Origin of the sequence: Terrabacter lapilli (assembly GCF_039531305.1) — a bacterium.
In the GTDB taxonomy this organism is placed as follows: Bacteria; Actinomycetota; Actinomycetes; order Actinomycetales; family Dermatophilaceae; genus Terrabacter; species Terrabacter lapilli.
The window spans coordinates 1,147,933-1,163,792 of record NZ_BAAAPU010000007.1; the positions used below are offsets into that span (position 1 = coordinate 1,147,933).

Genomic DNA, 15,860 nt, shown 5'->3' on the forward strand with positions numbered 1-15,860 from the left:
CGGCGGTCGTCCCACCGGCAGGCGAATGGCCAAGCGCCCTGCCGGCCCGCTGCGCGAAGCGTCCGCGTCGATCCTCAAGAGGCGGGCAGGCTCTCGAGCCGGCTCGCGAGGTCGGTGAGGGACGTCGCGACGATGTCGGCGGCATACATCGGCTCCGGGTACGGCGCGCCCACGCGGTCGACCCACGCGGCGAGGAGCCCGGCCGCCTTGGCGCCGTGGACGTCCCACGGGTGGACGGCGACCAGCATGGCGTCCTCGGGTGCGACGCCGCACTCGCGGAGGGCGTACGCGTACGCGGAGGCAGCCGGCTTCCACGCCGGTGCGTCCTCGACCGAGAGCACGCGTTCGAAGTGGTCCCGGATGCCGCCGCGCGCGAGGAGGCCCTCCGCGACGTCGGCCGACCCGTTGCTGAGGGTGACCAGGCGCAGCCCCATGCCGGCCAGGGCGCGTATGCCGTCCCGCACGTCGTCGTGCAGCGGCAGCTCGAGGAAGCCCGCCATGACGTGGCGGCTCGCCGCCTCGACGTTGGCCTTGTCATGGAGGACGGTGCGCAGGGACGCGTGGGCGACGTCGGCGAACGACGGGTTGTGCCCGGTGACGGTCAGCGCGAAGCCGTCTCGCAGCAGTCCCGCGAACCAGGGAGCCGCGAGGTAGGGCGGCACCCCGACCTCGACGAAGCGGTCACCGAGGTGCGTCATGTCGGACAGCGTCTCGTTGACGTCGAAGATCAGGAGGCGCGGGCGGCGCTCGAGGGTCGGAGGTGGGGTGGAGGTCATGTCCCTCATCCTGTGCCCGCTGCCTCCGGCCTGCCACGCGACCCGCCCGGCTCGCCGGCTGGGTCGCACAGACGAGTGGGCGGCCGGGTGCGCCCGGAGCCGGGCGAGGGCTGGGTGAAGGGTCAGCGTCGCCGGAGGTGGACCAGGCACGCTCCCTCTCGCGCGAACGGCACGAGGCTCACCTGGACGTCCTCCGCCGCTGCACCGCCCTCGTCCGCCAGCGCCGCGCGGAGCATCTCCTCGTGCATCGTGCACACGACGCCCGGGTGTGCCCGCGCCGACGCGAGAACCGGACAGGTGCGCAGGGCGAGGTCGCCGGACGGCTCGGGCTGCGGGGAGAAGCCCGCGGTCCTCAGCATCGCGACCACGCGGTCGGCAGGGGCCACGTCGCCGGCACCGGTCTCCTGCGCCAGCTGCGCGGCCCACCGTCGACCGATCGCCCGGGCGTGGGCCTCGGCGTCCGGGGTGGTCGCCAGGTGCTCGGCCATCGCCGTCACCAGCTCGTCCGTGGCCACCGGCTCCGCCGCGCTCGAGGACTCGAGGACCAGGCGTCCCCGCTCGGTGAGCCGGTAGGCGTTCGCGGGTCGCCCACGCGTACCGCCGGTCAGGGCGACCCGGTCGAGCAGCCCATCGGCGACGAGGGCACCGAGATGGGCCCGGGTCGTGTTCGGGTGGCCGCCCAGCTGGTCGGCGAGCTCGCCGACCGTGGCGCCCTGGCCCGTGTCCCCGCGGGACGACGCGGCTTGCAGCACCCGCAGCCGGGCGGCCGACAGCTCCGGCAGCGCTATCGGCCCCGACGTGGCGGAGCGCACACCCGACCGGTTTGCCGCCGAATCGGCTGAGGGGTTATTTTTCACATGGCTAGTGTAATAAATGCCCGACGAGCCCGCATCCCCGAGGAGCCCCCCCGTGACCGCGTCCAACCCTCTGCCCGTCTCCGACGTCAGCAAGCCCGCGTGCGGCTGCGGTTGCACCGACGACGGCGAGCCCGAGCTCGACGTGCGCGCCATCCCGCACGCCATCCGACACGCCACCGTCTTCGGCGCGCTGACGGCCGTGCCGGTCGGGGGGTCGCTCCGCCTCGTCGCCCCGCACGACCCCAAGCCGCTCCTCGCCCAGATCGCCGAGCGCGAGCACGGCGCCTTCGAGGTCACCTACCTCGTGAGCGGGCCGGACGCCTGGACGCTGCGCCTCAGCCGCCGCGCCTGACTGACGACCTGGAGCTGACCGCCAGTGCCACTGTCCGACCGCCTGACCCGCCGCGGCGAGGAGCCGCCGGCCGCGCTCCCCACCGCGCGGCCGGCTGGTGCGCCCACCGGGCGATCAAGTGCCGCAACGCTTTCCGGCCGCGGCAGCTGGCCGCTACGTGACCACCCCACGACGCTGTGGCTCACCGCGGCGCTGGTGGTGGTGGGCGTCGGGCGCGGGCTGCCGGCCTCGGACTGGCTCGTCGTGCACCTCGTCCTGCTCGGAGCCGTCACCCACGCCGTCATGGTGTGGAGCACCCACTTCACGCAGGCGCTCCTCAAGACCCCACCGACGCTCGACGGGCGGCGCCAGCAGGGACGCCGGCTGGCGCTGCTGGTGCTCGGTACGGCTCTCGTGCTGGTCGGGGTCCCTGCCGGGTGGTGGCCGGTGACGCTGGGCGGAGCGACCTGCGCCGCCACCGCCGTCACGTGGCACGGCGTGCAGCTGTGGCGACGGCTGCGGGCCGCGCTGCCCGGACGGTTTCGCATCACCATCCGCTACTACCTCGCGGCGGCTGCGTGCATGCCGCTCGGGGCCACCTTCGGGGTGCTCCTCGCCCGACAGCCGGCAGACCCCTGGCACGGGCGACTGCTCGTCGCCCACACCGTCACCATGGGCCTGGGCTGGCTCGGCCTCACCGTCACCGGCACCCTCGTCACCCTCTGGCCGACCATGCTGCGCTCCAGGATGGACGACCGAGCGGAAAGGCTTGCCCGCCAAGCGCTTCCGATCCTCGGCGCGAGTCTCACCCTGACCGTCGTCGCCGCCCTCGTCGACGTCCGGTCACTCGCCTCGGCCGCCCTGCTGGGGTATGCCGCCGGGCTCGCCTGGTGGGGCCGTGCCCTCCTCGCGCCGGCCCGCCGCAGCGCCCCTCGGCGCTTCGCCACGGTCTCCGCCGCGGCCGCGCTCGGCTGGTTCGTCGCCACCGTCGTCGGGGTCGCCGTCCTCGTGCTGCGAGCGCCGGACTGGGCCGGCGTCGGTGAGCAGTACGACCGGGTGGCGGCGGCGCTCGCCGTCGGCTTCGCGCTGCAGCTCGTGCTCGCGGCCCTGAGCCACCTCGTGCCGGGCGTGCTCGGCGGCGGGCCGTCGGCGGTGCGCGCCGGTCTCGAGCCGTTCGAGCGGGCCGCGCCGTTCCGCGTCGTCGTCCTCAACGCCTCGGTGCTGCTGTGGGTCCTGCCGCTGCCGGCTCCGGCGCGGGTCGCCGTCGCGGTCGCGGCCTGCCTCACGGTCGCCTCGTTCCTGCCCCTCGTCGGGCTCTCGGTGCGCGAGTCGGTGCGCGCCCGCAAGGTCTCGGATCCCGTTCCCGCAGGTCCTGTCGCACGAGTTCCTCTGCCCGAGAAGCCGTTCTGGTCGTCGAACCAGATCCCCGCCGGCCTGTCCCTGCTCGCTCTCGCGGTCGCCGCGAGCCTCGGCCTGCCCGGCGCCTCGCCGGACTCGATCGCCACCGACGTCGCCCCGACCGGGCACACCACCACCGTTCGCGTCGTCGCCGAAGACCTGCAGTTCATCCCGTCGACGGTCACCGTCCCACACGGCGACCGGCTCGTCGTCGAGCTGACGAACCGTGACAGCACCACCACCCACGACCTCGTCGTCGACGCCGGAGTCCGCACGCCGCGCCTCGCCCCCGGCGCCTCCACACGGCTCGACGTCGGCGTGGTGAGCCGCTCGCTCGTGGGGTGGTGCTCGGTGGTCGGGCACCGGCAGATGGGGATGGTCCTGCACATCCAGGTCTCGGGTGCACGGGCGGACGCGGACGGTGCCTCCCCGACCGGCAGCCCGGCCATGGGGACCGCCGGTGGCCACTCGAGCCCGATGGCCGGAGCCCAGGGGCAGCCGGGGCACCTGGCCATGGACCCGGGCTTCACGGCATACGACCCCGTCCTGCCCGGGCTCACGACCGAGCGCACCCACCGGGTGACGCTCACCGTCGAGGAGCGCGAGCAGCAGGTCGCGCCCGGGCGGTGGCAGCGCCGGTGGACCTACAACGGCACCTCACCGGGTCCCACCCTGCACGGCCGCGTCGGGGACGTCTTCGTCGTGACCCTGGTCAACCACGCCTCGATGGGCCACTCGATCGACTCCCACGCCGGGTCGCGCGCACCTGATGCCGTCATGCGCACGGTGCCGCCGGGCGGGAGCCTCACCTACCGGTTCACGGCCACGCGCGCCGGTATCTGGATGTACCACTGCGCGACGATGCCGATGTCGGCCCACATCTCGGCAGGCCTGTTCGGGGCCGTCGTCATCGAGCCGCCGGGCCTGCCGACGGTCGACCGGTCCTACCTGCTCGTGCAGTCCGAGGCCCACCTCGGCGCCGGCACGGCGAAGGGGTGCCGCGAGCGAGGTCGACGCCGCCAAGGCGCAGTCCGACACCCCCGACGTCGTCAGCTTCAACGGCACCGCCGACCAGTACGACGCCCAGCCGCTGACCGCGCGGGTGGGGGACCGGGTCCGCTTCTGGGTGCTCGACGCCGGGCCCAACCGCGGAACGAGCTTCCATGTCGTCGGCGCGCAGCTCGACGCCGTCTACGCCGAGGGCGCCTGGCTGCTGCGGCCGGGAACCGTGGGCGGCAGCCAGAGCCTGTCGCTCGCTGCCGCACAGGGCGGGTTCGCGGAGACCGTCTTCGCCGAGCCCGGCCGCTACGCGTTCGTCGACCACGTCATGGCCGACGCCGAGCGCGGCGCCCACGGCACCGTGGTCGTGAAGCCGTGACAACACGGACACCCCGCCGGAAAGGAACCAGCTGATGTGCAGCTACTGCGGATGCGCGGACCTCGAGGTCGTCGGTCGGTTCATGGCCGAGCACGAGCACATCGTCAACCACCTCACCGCCCTCCGCGGTGCGCTCCACGACCCGGCCCTGCGGCGAGCCGCGGCTGACGACCTGGCCGCCCACCTGCTGCCGCACGTCGAGGCCGAGGAGGCGGGGCTCTTCACCGTCATGGCCCGCGACGAGCTCTTCACCGACCACGTCGCCCGGCTCTGCGGCGAGCACCACGAGCTCGACGACCTGCTCGCCCGCGTGAAGGACGGAGAGGTCGACCTCTACGCCCGGTTCGAGGACGCGCTGCGGGAGCACGTCAACCGCGAGGACAACGGGCTCTTCCCGGCCGCGGCGATCCACCTCGGCGGTCCCGAGTGGGACGAGGTCGAGCGTCTGACCCCCGGACCCTCGACGGCTGCGGGGCGCGCCGCGGCGGGCCGGCCCTAGTCGCCGGCGCGGCGTGAGGCCGTGCTGTCCACGGCGGACTCCTGGTCCGACCCAGGTCCGGCCACAGGCTCGGCGACAGGCTCGGCGACAGGCGCCCGGACCGGCTCGGCGTCGGGCTGGGCGTCGGGCTGGGCGTCCGGCTCGCCCTCCGGCGGGGCCTTGCTCGCGGTGGGCCGCTCATGACGGCCGCGGGCGCGCAGCGGGATGGGCCACCAGATGCGGTCGCCGAGGTCGTAGGAGACGGCGGGCACGAGCAGGCTGCGCACGACGAGGGTGTCGAGCAGCACGCCGAAGGCGACGATGAACGCGATCTGCACGAGGAAGAGGATCGGCAGCACCGCGAGCGCCGAGAACGTCGACGCGAGGACGATGCCCGCGCTCGTGATGACCCCGCCGGTGACGGCGAGCCCGACGAGGATGCCCGGTCGGGTGCCCCGGGAACGGGACTCCTCGCGTACGCGGGTCATGAGGAAGATCGAGTAGTCGATGCCGAGCGCGACGAGGAAGACGAAGCCGTAGAGGGGTGTCGAGGGGTCGGAGCCCGGGAAGCCGAAGACGTGGTTGAAGGCGACCGCCGCCACGCCCATCGTCGCGGCGAACGACAGGACGTTGGCGGCGACGAGGACCAGCGGCGCGATGATCGAGCGCAGCAGGAGCATGAGCACGACGAAGATGACGGCGAGGATCGTCGGGATGATGACCTTGAGGTCGCGCTCGCTCGCCAGGCGCACGTCGAGGTTGGTCGCGGTCTGGCCACCGACGAGCACGTCGGCGCCGACGCGGTCGAGGGACGAGCGGAGCGTCTCCACCGTGTTCTCCGCAGCGACGCTGTCGGCTGGAGCGTCGAGCGTCGCCTCGACGACGACCTGGCCGTCGACGACCTTGGGCGGCTGGCCGGGGACGAGGCCCACCTGCGGGTTGCTGACGCCCGGGGTCGAGCCGAGCACCTGCACGACGGCGTCCGCCTTGTCCTGCGGGGTGGCGACCTGGACGGGCGAGCCGGACCCGGCGGGGAAGTGCCGCGCGAGGACCTCCTGGCCGGTGACCGAGTCGACCTTCGTGAGGAACAGGTCGGACTGGGCGACGCCGCGCGCGTTGAGCGTCGGCAGGAAGGCGGCACAGGCCACGAGCGCGAGCAGCGTGACCACCCAGGTGCGCCGGGGGCGCCGACCCACCATGCCGGCCACGCGGCCCCAGATCCCGCGGGTGCCCACGGCGTCGGCGCTGTGCACGTGGTCGACGCGGGGGATCTGTGGCCAGAAGATCCGGCGTCCGATGAGCAGCAGCACCGCCGGCAGGAACGTCAGCGAGGCCACGAAGGCGCCGACGATGCCGAGCGCGCCCACCGGACCGAGGCCCTTGGTGCTGCCGAGGTCGGACAGGCGCAGGCACAGCAGGCCGAGGACCACCGTGGCGGCGCTGGCCGCGATGGGCTCGATGGCCGCACGCCATGCGATCTTCATCGCCGCCCACGTCGAGTCCTGGTCGTGCAGCTCCTCCTTGAACCGTGCGACGAGCAGCAGCGCGTAGTCGGTGGCCGCACCGACGACGAGGATCGACAGGATGCCCTGGCTCTGCCCGCTCAGGCTGATCGCGCCGTTCTTGGCCAGCGGGTAGACGACGAGGGCCGCGAGCGAGAGCCCGAACATCGCCGTGATGAGCACCGCGAAGGGCAGGATCGGGCTGCGGTAGACGATGAGCAGGATGACGAAGACGACGCCGAGCGCGACGAGCAGCAGGATGCCGTCGATGCCGCTGAAGGCGATGATGAAGTCGGCGAAGAACCCGCCTGCGCCGGTGACGTGCGTGCCCAGGCCGGACGCGCCCAACGTGGAGGTCGCGGAGTCACGCAGCGCCTGCGCGACGGCATACAGCGCGGTGTTGCCGGCCACCGTGTCCTCGGCCTTGTTCGCGAGGAACGACACGGGGACGAGCGCGGCCTTGCCGTCCTGGCTCGGGATGGCCGCCCGCGGCGGCGACTGCAGGAACTCCCCGACGGTCCGTGACGGGTCGGCGAGACGGAGCCCGGGTATGCCGGCGACGTACTTCTGCACGGCCGCGAGGTCCGCGGGGGTCAGCCCGCTCGGGCGCTCGACGACGACGAGGTAGGGCAGCGTCTGCGTGTCGCTCGTGCGCTGCACCAGCTTGCTCACCGACGTCGACTCGGCCGACGGGGGAAGGAAGTTCGCGTTGTCGTTGGTCGCGACCTCCGACAGCTGCCCCACCAGCGGGCCCCCGATGCCGCCGATCGCGAGCCACACCAGCACCGCGAGCGCGGCGACCCATCTCACGGCAGAGCGCCCCTTGGACCTGCTCGACCGTCGGCTGCCCCCGGGTGTGTCGCTCATGGACTCATCATGGGGCAGCAGTGCCCGTCCCGAACCAACACTGGACAAGCACCGGGCCGGCGCGGGCTGGGCAGCCGGGGCCCGGCCGTGCTCATGCCGGGACGTCGGCGCCGGTCGGGTCGACCTCCGAGGCCGCGGTGCGGGTCTCGAAGAACGGCGCCGCCAGGGCCGCGAGGGCTCCACCGATGAGGGGAGCGACGATGAACATCCAGACGTGGGTGAGTGACTCGCCGCCGTTGAAGAGGGCCGGCCCGATCGAGCGGGCGGGGTTGACCGAGGTCCCGTCGAGGGGGATGCCGACGAGGTGGATCACCGTCAGCACCAGGCCGATCGCGAGTCCGGCGAAGCCCGGTGCGGCGGCGCGGTTGGTGACGAGCAGGATGACGAAGACGAGCAGGAAGGTGAGCACGATCTCCAGCACGAACGTGCCGCCGGCCGAGATGGTCGGCCCCCAGTTGTTCGTGCCCAGGGCGCCGGTCTTGTCCTTGGCCCCGCCGAAGTCGGAGACCATGAGCTTGAGCAGGGCCGCGCCGACGATGGCGCCGACGAGCTGGGCGCCCCAGTAGGAGGCCGCCTCACCGAGGGTGAGACCCCTGCGCAGGAGGACGCCGAGGGTCACGGCAGGGTTGACGTGGCATCCCGACACCGGGCCGATGGCGTAGGCGAGGGCGAGCAGGACGAAGCCGAAGGCCAGCGCGACCCCGGCGAAGCCGATGGTGTCGATGCCGAACACGGCGGAGCCGACGGCGAAGAAGACGAGGATGAAGGTTCCGATGCCCTCGGCGACGGCCTTGCGGGCGAGGTCGGGCTTCGGACCGGACACGGAGCGGGTCTCAGGCATGGGTGTCCTTTCGTGGAGGGGCGAGCCCCCGAGCCCCCGGGACGCTCGTTGGCAGCGTAGGTCCGCGGAACAGCGGGAACCAGAGCCGTCGAACGTTGTTCGCCCACCCCGGGTGAGCGACGATCGGTCAGTGGTGGAGGAACTCCTCCAAAGCACTCGCGAACCGGTCCGGCTGGTCGAGGTGCGGGAAGTGCCCGGCGTCCTCGAAGAGCACCACCTGGGCGTTGGGGAACACCTCGTGGGCGCGCCGGGCGTGCCCGACCGGGATCATCCGGTCACGGGTGCCCCAGATGACCAGGGTGCGCAGCCGCTCGGCGCTCACCAGCTGTCCGCGGGCGCTGACGGTCTGGCCGCCCGGGTCGATGACGCCTCTTGTCGTGGCGAGGAAGGCGCGACGGCTCTCTCCGTCCGAGAGCGAGGTGAAGCCCTTCCACGCCGCCGAGACGTCGGTGCTCGGGCGCCACCCGAGCCCGCGGACGGCCTTGCCGACCGTCTCGACCCGCTCGCGGACCCAGGACGAGGCGATGACCGGCAGCACCAGCTCGGCCCCGGGCAGCGTGGCCGAGCGCAGCAGCGGGCTCACGGTGCGCCCGAGGCCGCCGCTCGCGACGAGGACGAGGGCCTCGACCCGCTCGGGGAAGAGGTAGCAGAACTGCATGGCGATGCCGCCGCCGAGGGAGTGGCCGACGAGGACGACCTTGGCGATCCCGAGGTGGTCGATCAGGTCACGCAGGATCGCGGCGTGCGACCCGAGCGAGTAGTCCCCGACCGGCTTGGCCGAGGCGCCGTGCCCGAACAGGTCGGGGATGACGACCCGGTGGGTGTTGTCGAGCCGGTCGACGAGGTGCGTCCAGTTGTCGTGCGAGCCGAGCAGCCCGTGGATGAAGAGCAGGGTCGAGCCGGACCCCGTGTCGACGTAGGACAGGTCGTGACCGCGCAGCCTCGCCACCTGGGCCGGAAAACCCGGGGCCGGGCTCGCTTCCGATCCCTGTGTGCTCACCATGCTGTGTCCTCCCCCCGGGGCGCGCCACCGCCGCTGCGGTCGGCAGCGCTCCCACCCCCAGCGTGCCCCCGTTCGCGTTGCGCCGCAGGGAGTCTGAGACAGACGTCACCGCACGCTGGGGACTTCCGGGGTGGGGTTGGTAGCGTCGCGGGCCATGATCTACCACCTGGCCGAGCAGGCCGACTGGGAGCAGGCGCAGCGCGAGGGCACCTACACGCGCTCGACGCGGGGCCGCTCGCTCGAGGAGGAGGGTTTCATCCACGCCTCGTCGGCGGAGCAGTGGCCGGTCGTCCGCTCGCGCTTCTACGCCGATGTCGCGGAGCCGCTGGTGCTGCTGCACATCGACGAGGCGCTCCTGGGGTCGCCCGTCGTGCGCGAGGTGGGCGACCCCGCCACCGGGGAGACGTTCCCCCACGTCTACGGGCCGATCGAGGTGTCCGCGGTCGTCGACACGACGCTCGTCGAGCCCCCTCACGCCTGACCGTCGAGGGGCCACGAACGGCCTCCTCCCGACCGTCGAGAGGCCACGAACGGCCTCCTCCCGACCGTCGAGAGGCCACGAACGGCCCTCTCCAACAGACCCGGGAACCCGTCGAGAGGTCGTGGGCGACAGTTCACTCCGGGCGGATGCGTCCCCGGCCCGACTTCACCTGGGCGCGCCGCTTCTTGCCCTCGATGCGGCGCTGCTGGGACCCGCGGGTCGGCTTGGTCGCCCGGCGAGCCGCGGGCGGGGGAGCGAGGCCTTCGCGCAGCAGGGTAGCGAGCCGCTCCCGCGCCGCTGCGCGGTTGCGCAGCTGCGAGCGGAACTCGGACGCCACGACGGTGACCCGGCCGCCGACCAGGCGGTGGGCCAGCGCTGTCGCGAGGCGATCCCGCTGAGCCGGCGTCAGCGCGGTCGACGTGTCGGGCTCGAAGACGAGCTCGACCCTGCTGTCGGTGGTGTTGACGCCCTGCCCGCCCGGTCCTGAGGAGCGGCTGAAGCGCTCGACCAGCTCGGTGGCAGGGATGACGAGCCCGTGTCGCAGCCCCGGACCGGGCGCGATAACGAGGTCACCGCCAGGCTCGTTCACCCCTCCATTGTGGCGCGCCGGCCCGCCCGCAGGTCCGGACCGGGCGCGCCACGAGGCGACGGGCCTCAGCGAGGCGGCATACGCAGGGCGCCGTCGAGGCGGATGACCTCACCGTTGAGCATCGGGTTGTCGACGATGTGGCGCACGAGGCTGGCGTACTCGTCCGGCCGGCCCAGGCGCGAGGGGTGCGGCACCTGCTTCTCGAGGGCCTCCTTGACCTCGCCCGGCAGGCCGGCGAGCATGGGCGTCTCGAAGGTGCCCGGTGCGATGGTCATGACGCGGATCGCCTTGTCCGCCAGGTCCCGCGCGGCCGAGAGGGTGAGCCCGACGATGCCGCCCTTGCTCGCGGCGTAGGCCGCCTGGCCGATCTGCCCGTCGAACGCCGCGATGCTCGCCGTGTTGACGATGACGCCGCGGTCGCCGTCGACGGGCTCGTTGGCGAGCATGGCGGCCGCGGCGAGGCGCAGCACGTTGAACGAGCCGACGAGGTTGATGTCGATGACGGTCTTGAAGGTGTCGAGCGCGAGCGGGCCACCACGGCCGATGACGCGCCCCGGCGTCGCGACGCCGGCGCAGTTGACGGCGATGCGCAGCTCGCCCAGCCCCGTGGCCCGGTCGATCGCAGCCTGCACCTGAGTCTCGTCGCGCACGTCGGCGGCGACGAAGACGGCACTCCCGTCACGCTCGGCGTTCAGCTCGTCGACCAGGGCGGGGGCCGTCGACCCTTCGAGGTCGAGGACGACGACGGTGGCGCCGTCGGCGACGAGGCGACGGGCGGTCGCACCGCCGAGGCCGGAGCCGCCTCCGGTGACGACGGCGACGGTGGACGAGTTCAGCTGCATGACAAGCCTTTCGGGCGTATGCGGTGTGGTCGGGTCAGCGGTTCGGGGCAGGCGGGCGGAGGGTCGAGGCCTCGTCGGCCCTGTGTCAGCGGGCGAGGAGGTGGCGCGAGATCACGAGCCGCTGGATCTGGTTGGTGCCCTCGAAGATCTGGGTCACCTTGGCCTCGCGCATGTAGCGCTCGAGCGGGAAGTCCTCGGTGTAGCCGGCGCCGCCGAGCACCTGGACCGCGTCGGTCGTCACCTTCATCGCGGTGTCGGTGGCCACGAGCTTGGCGACGGCGGCCTCCTTGCCGAAGGCCCGGCCGGCGTCCTTGAGCCGTGCGGCGTGGAGGTAGGTGGCGCGGGCCGAGGTGACCGCGGCCTCCATGTCGGCCAGCAGGAACGCCAGGCCCTGGAACTCGGCGATCGGCCGGCCGAACTGCTCGCGCTCGCTCGCATAGGCGGCCGCCGCGTCGAGCGCAGCCTGGGCGAGTCCGGTTGCGGCAGCGGCGATCCCGAGGCGCCCAGAGTCGAGGGCCGACAGGGCGATCTTCATGCCGTCGCCCTCGCGCCCGATGAGGCGGGCGCCGTCGACCGGGACGCCGTCGAACATGACCTGCGACACCGGGTCGCAGTGCAGCCCCATCTTGCGCTCGGGGGCCGCGAAGGACAGCCCGGCCGCGTCGCCCGGGACGATGAACGTCGACAGGCCCTTGCCGCCGTCGTCGGACGTGCGGGCGAAGGTCGTGTAGTAGTCGGCGTGGCTCGCGTGGGAGATCCAGGCCTTGGTGCCCTTGAGCGACCAGCCGCCGTCGGTGCGGGTGGCCCGGGTCGTCATCGACGCGATGTCGGATCCGGCCAGGGGCTCGGAGAGGCAGTAGGCGCCGAGCTGGTCGCCGGACAGCATGCCGGGCAGGAGCGCTTCCTGCTGCTCCGCCGTGCCGTAGGTCGCGACCGGGTAGGCCGTGAGGCTGTGCACGCTCACACCGACGGCGACGCTCATCCAGACCGAGGCGATCTCCTCGACGACCTGCAGGTAGACCTCGTAGGGCTGGGCGGCGCCGCCGAACTCCTCGGGGTAGGGCAGGGAGAGCAGCCCCGCACGGCCGAGGGTGCGGAAGACGTCCTCCGGGAAGGTGTGCGCACGCTCGGCGGCGTCGACCGCGGGAGCGAGGTCCTTGCGGCAGATCTCGCGGGTGAGCTCGATGAGGTCCGCGGCTTCGTCGGTCGGCATCAGCCTCGTCGCTGGCATGGCCAGATAGTAGGACGTCCGAGCATTGTGTCCAAAATGTGGGACGTCCCGACCCGCGACGGGCTCGACATAAAGGCGGTGCGGCGTTGCCGGCGCCGGCTCTAGCCTCGGAGCGTGCCGAACGTGCTGCTGCGCCCGCTGCGGGAGGCGGACGCGACCCGTACGTACTACGGGCTGACGGCCGTCTCGGCGTTCGCCTTCGCACTGTGCTTCACCCTCAACCTCGTCTTCCAGTACCGGGTCATCGGCCTGGACCCGTTCCAGATGGTGCTCGTCGGCACGGTCCTCGAGGCCACGACCTTCCTGTTCGAGGTCCCGACTGGCGTCGTCGCGGACCTTGTCAGCCGTCGACTGTCGGTCATCATCGGCTTCCTGCTCACGGGGCTCGCCTTCGTCGTGGAGGGCGGCATCGCGACGTTCGCCGCCGCGCTCCTCGGCAACGTCGTCTGGGGGATCGGCTACACCTTCGTCTCGGGCGCGCTGCAGGCCTGGATCACCGACGAGGTCGGGCCCGAGCACGTCTCACCGGTCTTCACGCGCGGGGTGCAGGTCGACCTCGTCGCGAGCCTCGTGGGCATCCTGGGCGCGGGTGCCCTCGGCCTGGTCGCGCTGCGGGTGCCGGTCATCGTCTCGGGGGTGGCGTTCGTCGCGCTGGCCGTCGCCCTCCTGCTCGTCATGCCGGAACGGAGCTTCGAGCCGACGCCTCGGGGGGACCGGGAGACCTTCGCCCACCTGCGGGCCCAGTTCCTCGCCGGGCTGCGAGTGGCTCGCCGCCGACCCGTCGTGCGCGCCCTTCTGGTCGTCAGCCTCCTCGCCGGGCTGGCCAGCGAGGTCTTCGACCGGCTGTGGCGGGTGAGGCTGATCGAGTCCTTCTCGCTGCCTGATCTCGCCGGCGGTGACGAGGCGCTCGCGTTCACCGCCATCGCCCTCGTCGGGACGGTCGTGTCGCTCGGCGCCTCGCTGGCCAGCAGTCGGTGGCTGCCGCGTCGGATCGTCGAGCAGCACCCAGCGATCCCGGTGGCCGCCGGGACCGCGCTCGAGGTGATGGCCGTGGCCGGCGTGGCTGTGCTCGGCAGCCTCTGGCTCGTCCTCGGCTGCGTGTGGCTGCGCGGCGCGAGCCAGGCGTTCACGGGGCCCATCGAGGACGCCTGGCTCAACCGCCACCTCGATCCCGCGACCCGTGCCACGGTCCTGTCGATGAACGGCCAGGCCGACGCCATCGGCCAGGTGGCGGGCGGGCCACCTCTCGGCGCGCTCGCCTCGCGCACCTCGATCCCGGTCGCGCTGCTCGTGGCCTCCGTCGTGCAGGCCCCCGCCGTGGCCGCCCTCCTCAGCGTCCGCAACGTGCCGCCCCGTCCGTCGGACGAGCCGCTGGAGGCGGTGCGCCAGGAGTGACGCGACGTCGTCACCGCGGGTAGGTGTGCACCTCGGTGGCCTTGACGGCCGCCCACACCTGCTGCCCGACCTGCAGTCCGAGCGCGGTCACCGACTCGAGCGTCACCTCGGCCGTGAGCGGGAGCTCGCCGACGAGCCCGACCCGGGCCGACTGGCCCTGCAACGTCAGCGAGGCGATCTGCAGGCTCCACGTGTTGCGCGCCGAGCCCTCCGGCTCGTGGCGGTGCAGCGAGACGGCGCTCGGGGCGATGGTCGCCCACACCGAGCCCTCGGTCGGGGCCGTCGTCACGAGCAGCCCGCCGTCGCCGGTGTGCACGTGCCCGTGCGAGTCCCCCTGGGCGGCATACAGGTTCAGCCCGACGACGGTCCCGACGTAGGCGCTCCGCGGTTCCCGCAGCACCTCGGCCGGGGTGCCGGTCTGGGTGACGCGGCCGTCCTCGACGAAGACGAGGTGGTCGGCGAGCGTCAGGGCGTCGAGGGGGTCGTGCGTCACGAGGACGGTGACCCCGTCGTATGCCGTCAGGCGGGCCGCGAGGTCGCTGCGGGTCCTCGCGCGCGTGTCGGGGTCGAGAGCGGAGAGGGGCTCGTCGAGGAGCAGCAGCGCGGGGTCGGTGGCGAGGGCGCGCGCCAGGGCGACCCGCGCCTGCTGGCCCGAGGACAGCTCGCCGGGCCTGGCCGTGGCCCGGTCGGCGAGGCCGACCCGGTCGAGCTCCTCTCGGGCACGGGCCCGGGCGCGCCGGCGGTCGACGCCGCGGCTGCGGGGGCCGTAGGCGATGTTGTCGAGCGCGCGCAGGTGGGGGAAGAGCAGGCTGTCGGCGAGCATCAGCCCGACCGCGCGCTGCTCCGGCGCGAGCCGTCGCCGGCCGTCGTCCCAGAGGTCGCCTCCCACGCGGATGTGGCCGTCGACGATGGGGAGCACACCCGCGAGGGCGAGGACGCTCGTCGTCTTGCCGCCTCCGTTGGGCCCCAGCACGCCGATGACCTGGCCGGGGGCAGCCGTGAGCGAGATGTCGAGCCGGACTGCCCCACGCTGCAAGGCGATCCGCGCGTCGAGGCCCTCGCCCCCGCGACCGCCGGTGCTCAGCGCAACCACCGCCCGCGCAGCACGCCGAGCACCAGGACGCTGACGGCCAGCAGCAGGATGCTGATCGAGACGGCCACCTGCGGGTCGCGCTCGAGCTCGACGTAGACGAGGAGGGGGAGTGTCTGGGTGCGGCCCGGGAAGTTGCCGGCGAAGGTGATCGTCGCGCCGAACTCGCCGAGCGCCCGGGCCCAGGCGAGGGCCAGGCCGCCGGCGATGCCGGGCAGCACGAGGGGCAGGCCGACCGTCCGCAGGTAGCGCAGGTCTCCGGCCCCGAGCGTGCGGGCCACCTGCTCGAGGCGCGGGTCGAGGCCGCGCATCGCCCCTTCGACGGCCAGCACGTAGTAGGGCATGGCCACGAACGTCTCGGCGAGCACGACGGCAACGGTCGTGAAGGGGATCTGGATGCCGAGGGGCGTGAGGTACTGGCCGAGCACCCCGTTGCGTCCCCAGGCCAGGAGCAGCGCGACGCCTCCGACGACCGGCGGCAGGACGAGCGGCACCGTCAACAGTGCCCGCACCCAGCTCGTGGCCCGGCTGTCCGAGCGGGCGAGGAACCAGGCCAGGGGAGTGCCGAGCAGCAGGCACAGCGCCGCGGTGGTCGAGGTGGTGGTCAGCGAGAGCCGCAGTGCCGGGAGGACGCTCGGCGTGGCGAGGTCGGACGGTATGCGTGCCCAGTCTGCCCGCAGCAGCAGCGCCGCGAGCGGGACGACGAGCAGCAGGAGGGCCAGCGCGGCAGGCGCGCCCAGGGTGACCCGTGAACGCCACGTGGCGGCATACCTCATGTCACGTCACCCTTCCGCGTAGCCC

15 protein-coding genes are annotated in these 15,860 nt (G+C 73.2%); 5 read left to right on the plus strand and 10 right to left on the minus strand.

What is annotated here, in order from left to right:
- Positions 1–74: 74 nt before the first annotated feature.
- Both ABD241_RS13365 and ABD241_RS13370 read right to left on the minus strand, forming a co-directional pair.
- Positions 75–776, minus strand: a complete 702-nt coding sequence (locus ABD241_RS13365) for a haloacid dehalogenase type II (protein WP_344063284.1) — start codon at positions 774–776, stop codon at positions 75–77.
- Between the two features lie 122 nt (positions 777–898).
- Positions 899–1,588 (minus strand): helix-turn-helix transcriptional regulator, encoded by a 690-nt coding sequence (locus ABD241_RS13370; protein ID WP_344063288.1) that lies wholly within the window; start codon positions 1,586–1,588, stop codon positions 899–901.
- Positions 1,589–1,685: 97 nt separating this feature from the next.
- Here ABD241_RS13370 and ABD241_RS13375 point away from each other — a divergent pair, with 97 nt between their 5' ends.
- Genes ABD241_RS13375 through ABD241_RS13385 form a run of 3 tightly spaced genes read left to right on the plus strand, consistent with a single transcriptional unit; the run spans position 1,686 to position 5,239 of the window.
- A complete protein-coding gene (locus tag ABD241_RS13375; protein ID WP_344063291.1) occupies positions 1,686–1,985 on the plus strand; it encodes a DUF2249 domain-containing protein in 300 nt (99 codons plus the stop codon).
- 24 nt (positions 1,986–2,009) lie between these two features.
- On the plus strand, positions 2,010–4,775 hold the full coding sequence (locus ABD241_RS13380) for a multicopper oxidase domain-containing protein (protein ID WP_344063294.1): 2,766 nt from the start codon (positions 2,010–2,012) through the stop codon (positions 4,773–4,775).
- Positions 4,775–5,239, plus strand: coding sequence for a hemerythrin domain-containing protein (locus ABD241_RS13385; RefSeq protein ID WP_344063297.1), 465 nt, complete (start codon positions 4,775–4,777; stop codon positions 5,237–5,239). Before ABD241_RS13380 ends, ABD241_RS13385 begins: the two co-directional genes overlap by 1 nt.
- Here ABD241_RS13385 and ABD241_RS13390 read toward each other — a convergent pair.
- From ABD241_RS13390 to ABD241_RS13400, 3 genes are all read right to left on the minus strand, one after another.
- Positions 5,236–7,587 carry an MMPL family transporter gene (locus tag ABD241_RS13390; protein ID WP_344063300.1) on the minus strand — a complete coding sequence of 784 codons (2,352 nt, stop codon included), beginning with the start codon at positions 7,585–7,587 and terminating at the stop codon, positions 5,236–5,238. The two genes, ABD241_RS13385 and ABD241_RS13390, sit on opposite strands and share 4 nt — an antisense overlap.
- A 91-nt stretch (positions 7,588–7,678) precedes the next feature.
- Positions 7,679–8,428 (minus strand): MIP/aquaporin family protein, encoded by a 750-nt coding sequence (locus tag ABD241_RS13395; RefSeq protein WP_344063303.1) that lies wholly within the window; start codon positions 8,426–8,428, stop codon positions 7,679–7,681.
- A 127-nt stretch (positions 8,429–8,555) separates the two neighbouring features.
- Positions 8,556–9,431 carry an alpha/beta fold hydrolase gene (locus ABD241_RS13400; protein ID WP_344063306.1) on the minus strand — a complete coding sequence of 292 codons (876 nt, stop codon included), beginning with the start codon at positions 9,429–9,431 and terminating at the stop codon, positions 8,556–8,558.
- 154 nt (positions 9,432–9,585) lie between these two features.
- Between ABD241_RS13400 and ABD241_RS13405 the strand changes: the two genes are divergently transcribed.
- Positions 9,586–9,912 (plus strand): DUF952 domain-containing protein, encoded by a 327-nt coding sequence (locus tag ABD241_RS13405; RefSeq protein ID WP_344063309.1) that lies wholly within the window; start codon positions 9,586–9,588, stop codon positions 9,910–9,912.
- 133 nt (positions 9,913–10,045) lie between these two features.
- Here ABD241_RS13405 and arfB read toward each other — a convergent pair whose 3' ends face one another.
- The 3 genes from arfB to ABD241_RS13420 form a co-directional block, all read right to left on the minus strand.
- On the minus strand, positions 10,046–10,501 hold the full coding sequence (gene arfB / locus ABD241_RS13410) for an alternative ribosome rescue aminoacyl-tRNA hydrolase ArfB (protein WP_344063312.1): 456 nt from the start codon (positions 10,499–10,501) through the stop codon (positions 10,046–10,048).
- 65 nt (positions 10,502–10,566) lie between these two features.
- Positions 10,567–11,343 (minus strand): SDR family NAD(P)-dependent oxidoreductase, encoded by a 777-nt coding sequence (locus tag ABD241_RS13415; protein ID WP_344063315.1) that lies wholly within the window; start codon positions 11,341–11,343, stop codon positions 10,567–10,569.
- An 85-nt stretch (positions 11,344–11,428) separates the two neighbouring features.
- Positions 11,429–12,574, minus strand: a complete 1,146-nt coding sequence (locus ABD241_RS13420; RefSeq protein WP_344063318.1) for an acyl-CoA dehydrogenase family protein — start codon at positions 12,572–12,574, stop codon at positions 11,429–11,431.
- A 114-nt stretch (positions 12,575–12,688) separates the two neighbouring features.
- Here ABD241_RS13420 and ABD241_RS13425 point away from each other — a divergent pair, with 114 nt between their 5' ends.
- Positions 12,689–13,969: an MFS transporter gene (locus ABD241_RS13425; RefSeq protein ID WP_344063321.1), complete on the plus strand. Its 1,281-nt coding sequence runs from the start codon at positions 12,689–12,691 to the stop codon at positions 13,967–13,969.
- A gap of 10 nt (positions 13,970–13,979) precedes the next feature.
- On the opposite strand, the gene ABD241_RS13430 is transcribed toward ABD241_RS13425, so the two are convergent.
- Complete coding sequence (locus tag ABD241_RS13430) at positions 13,980–15,062, minus strand: ABC transporter ATP-binding protein (protein ID WP_344063324.1); 1,083 nt, start codon at positions 15,060–15,062, stop codon at positions 13,980–13,982.
- On the minus strand, positions 15,050–15,835 hold the full coding sequence (locus ABD241_RS13435) for an ABC transporter permease (protein ID WP_344063327.1): 786 nt from the start codon (positions 15,833–15,835) through the stop codon (positions 15,050–15,052). Before ABD241_RS13435 ends, ABD241_RS13430 begins: the two co-directional genes overlap by 13 nt.
- Between the last annotated feature and the right edge of the window lie 25 nt (positions 15,836–15,860).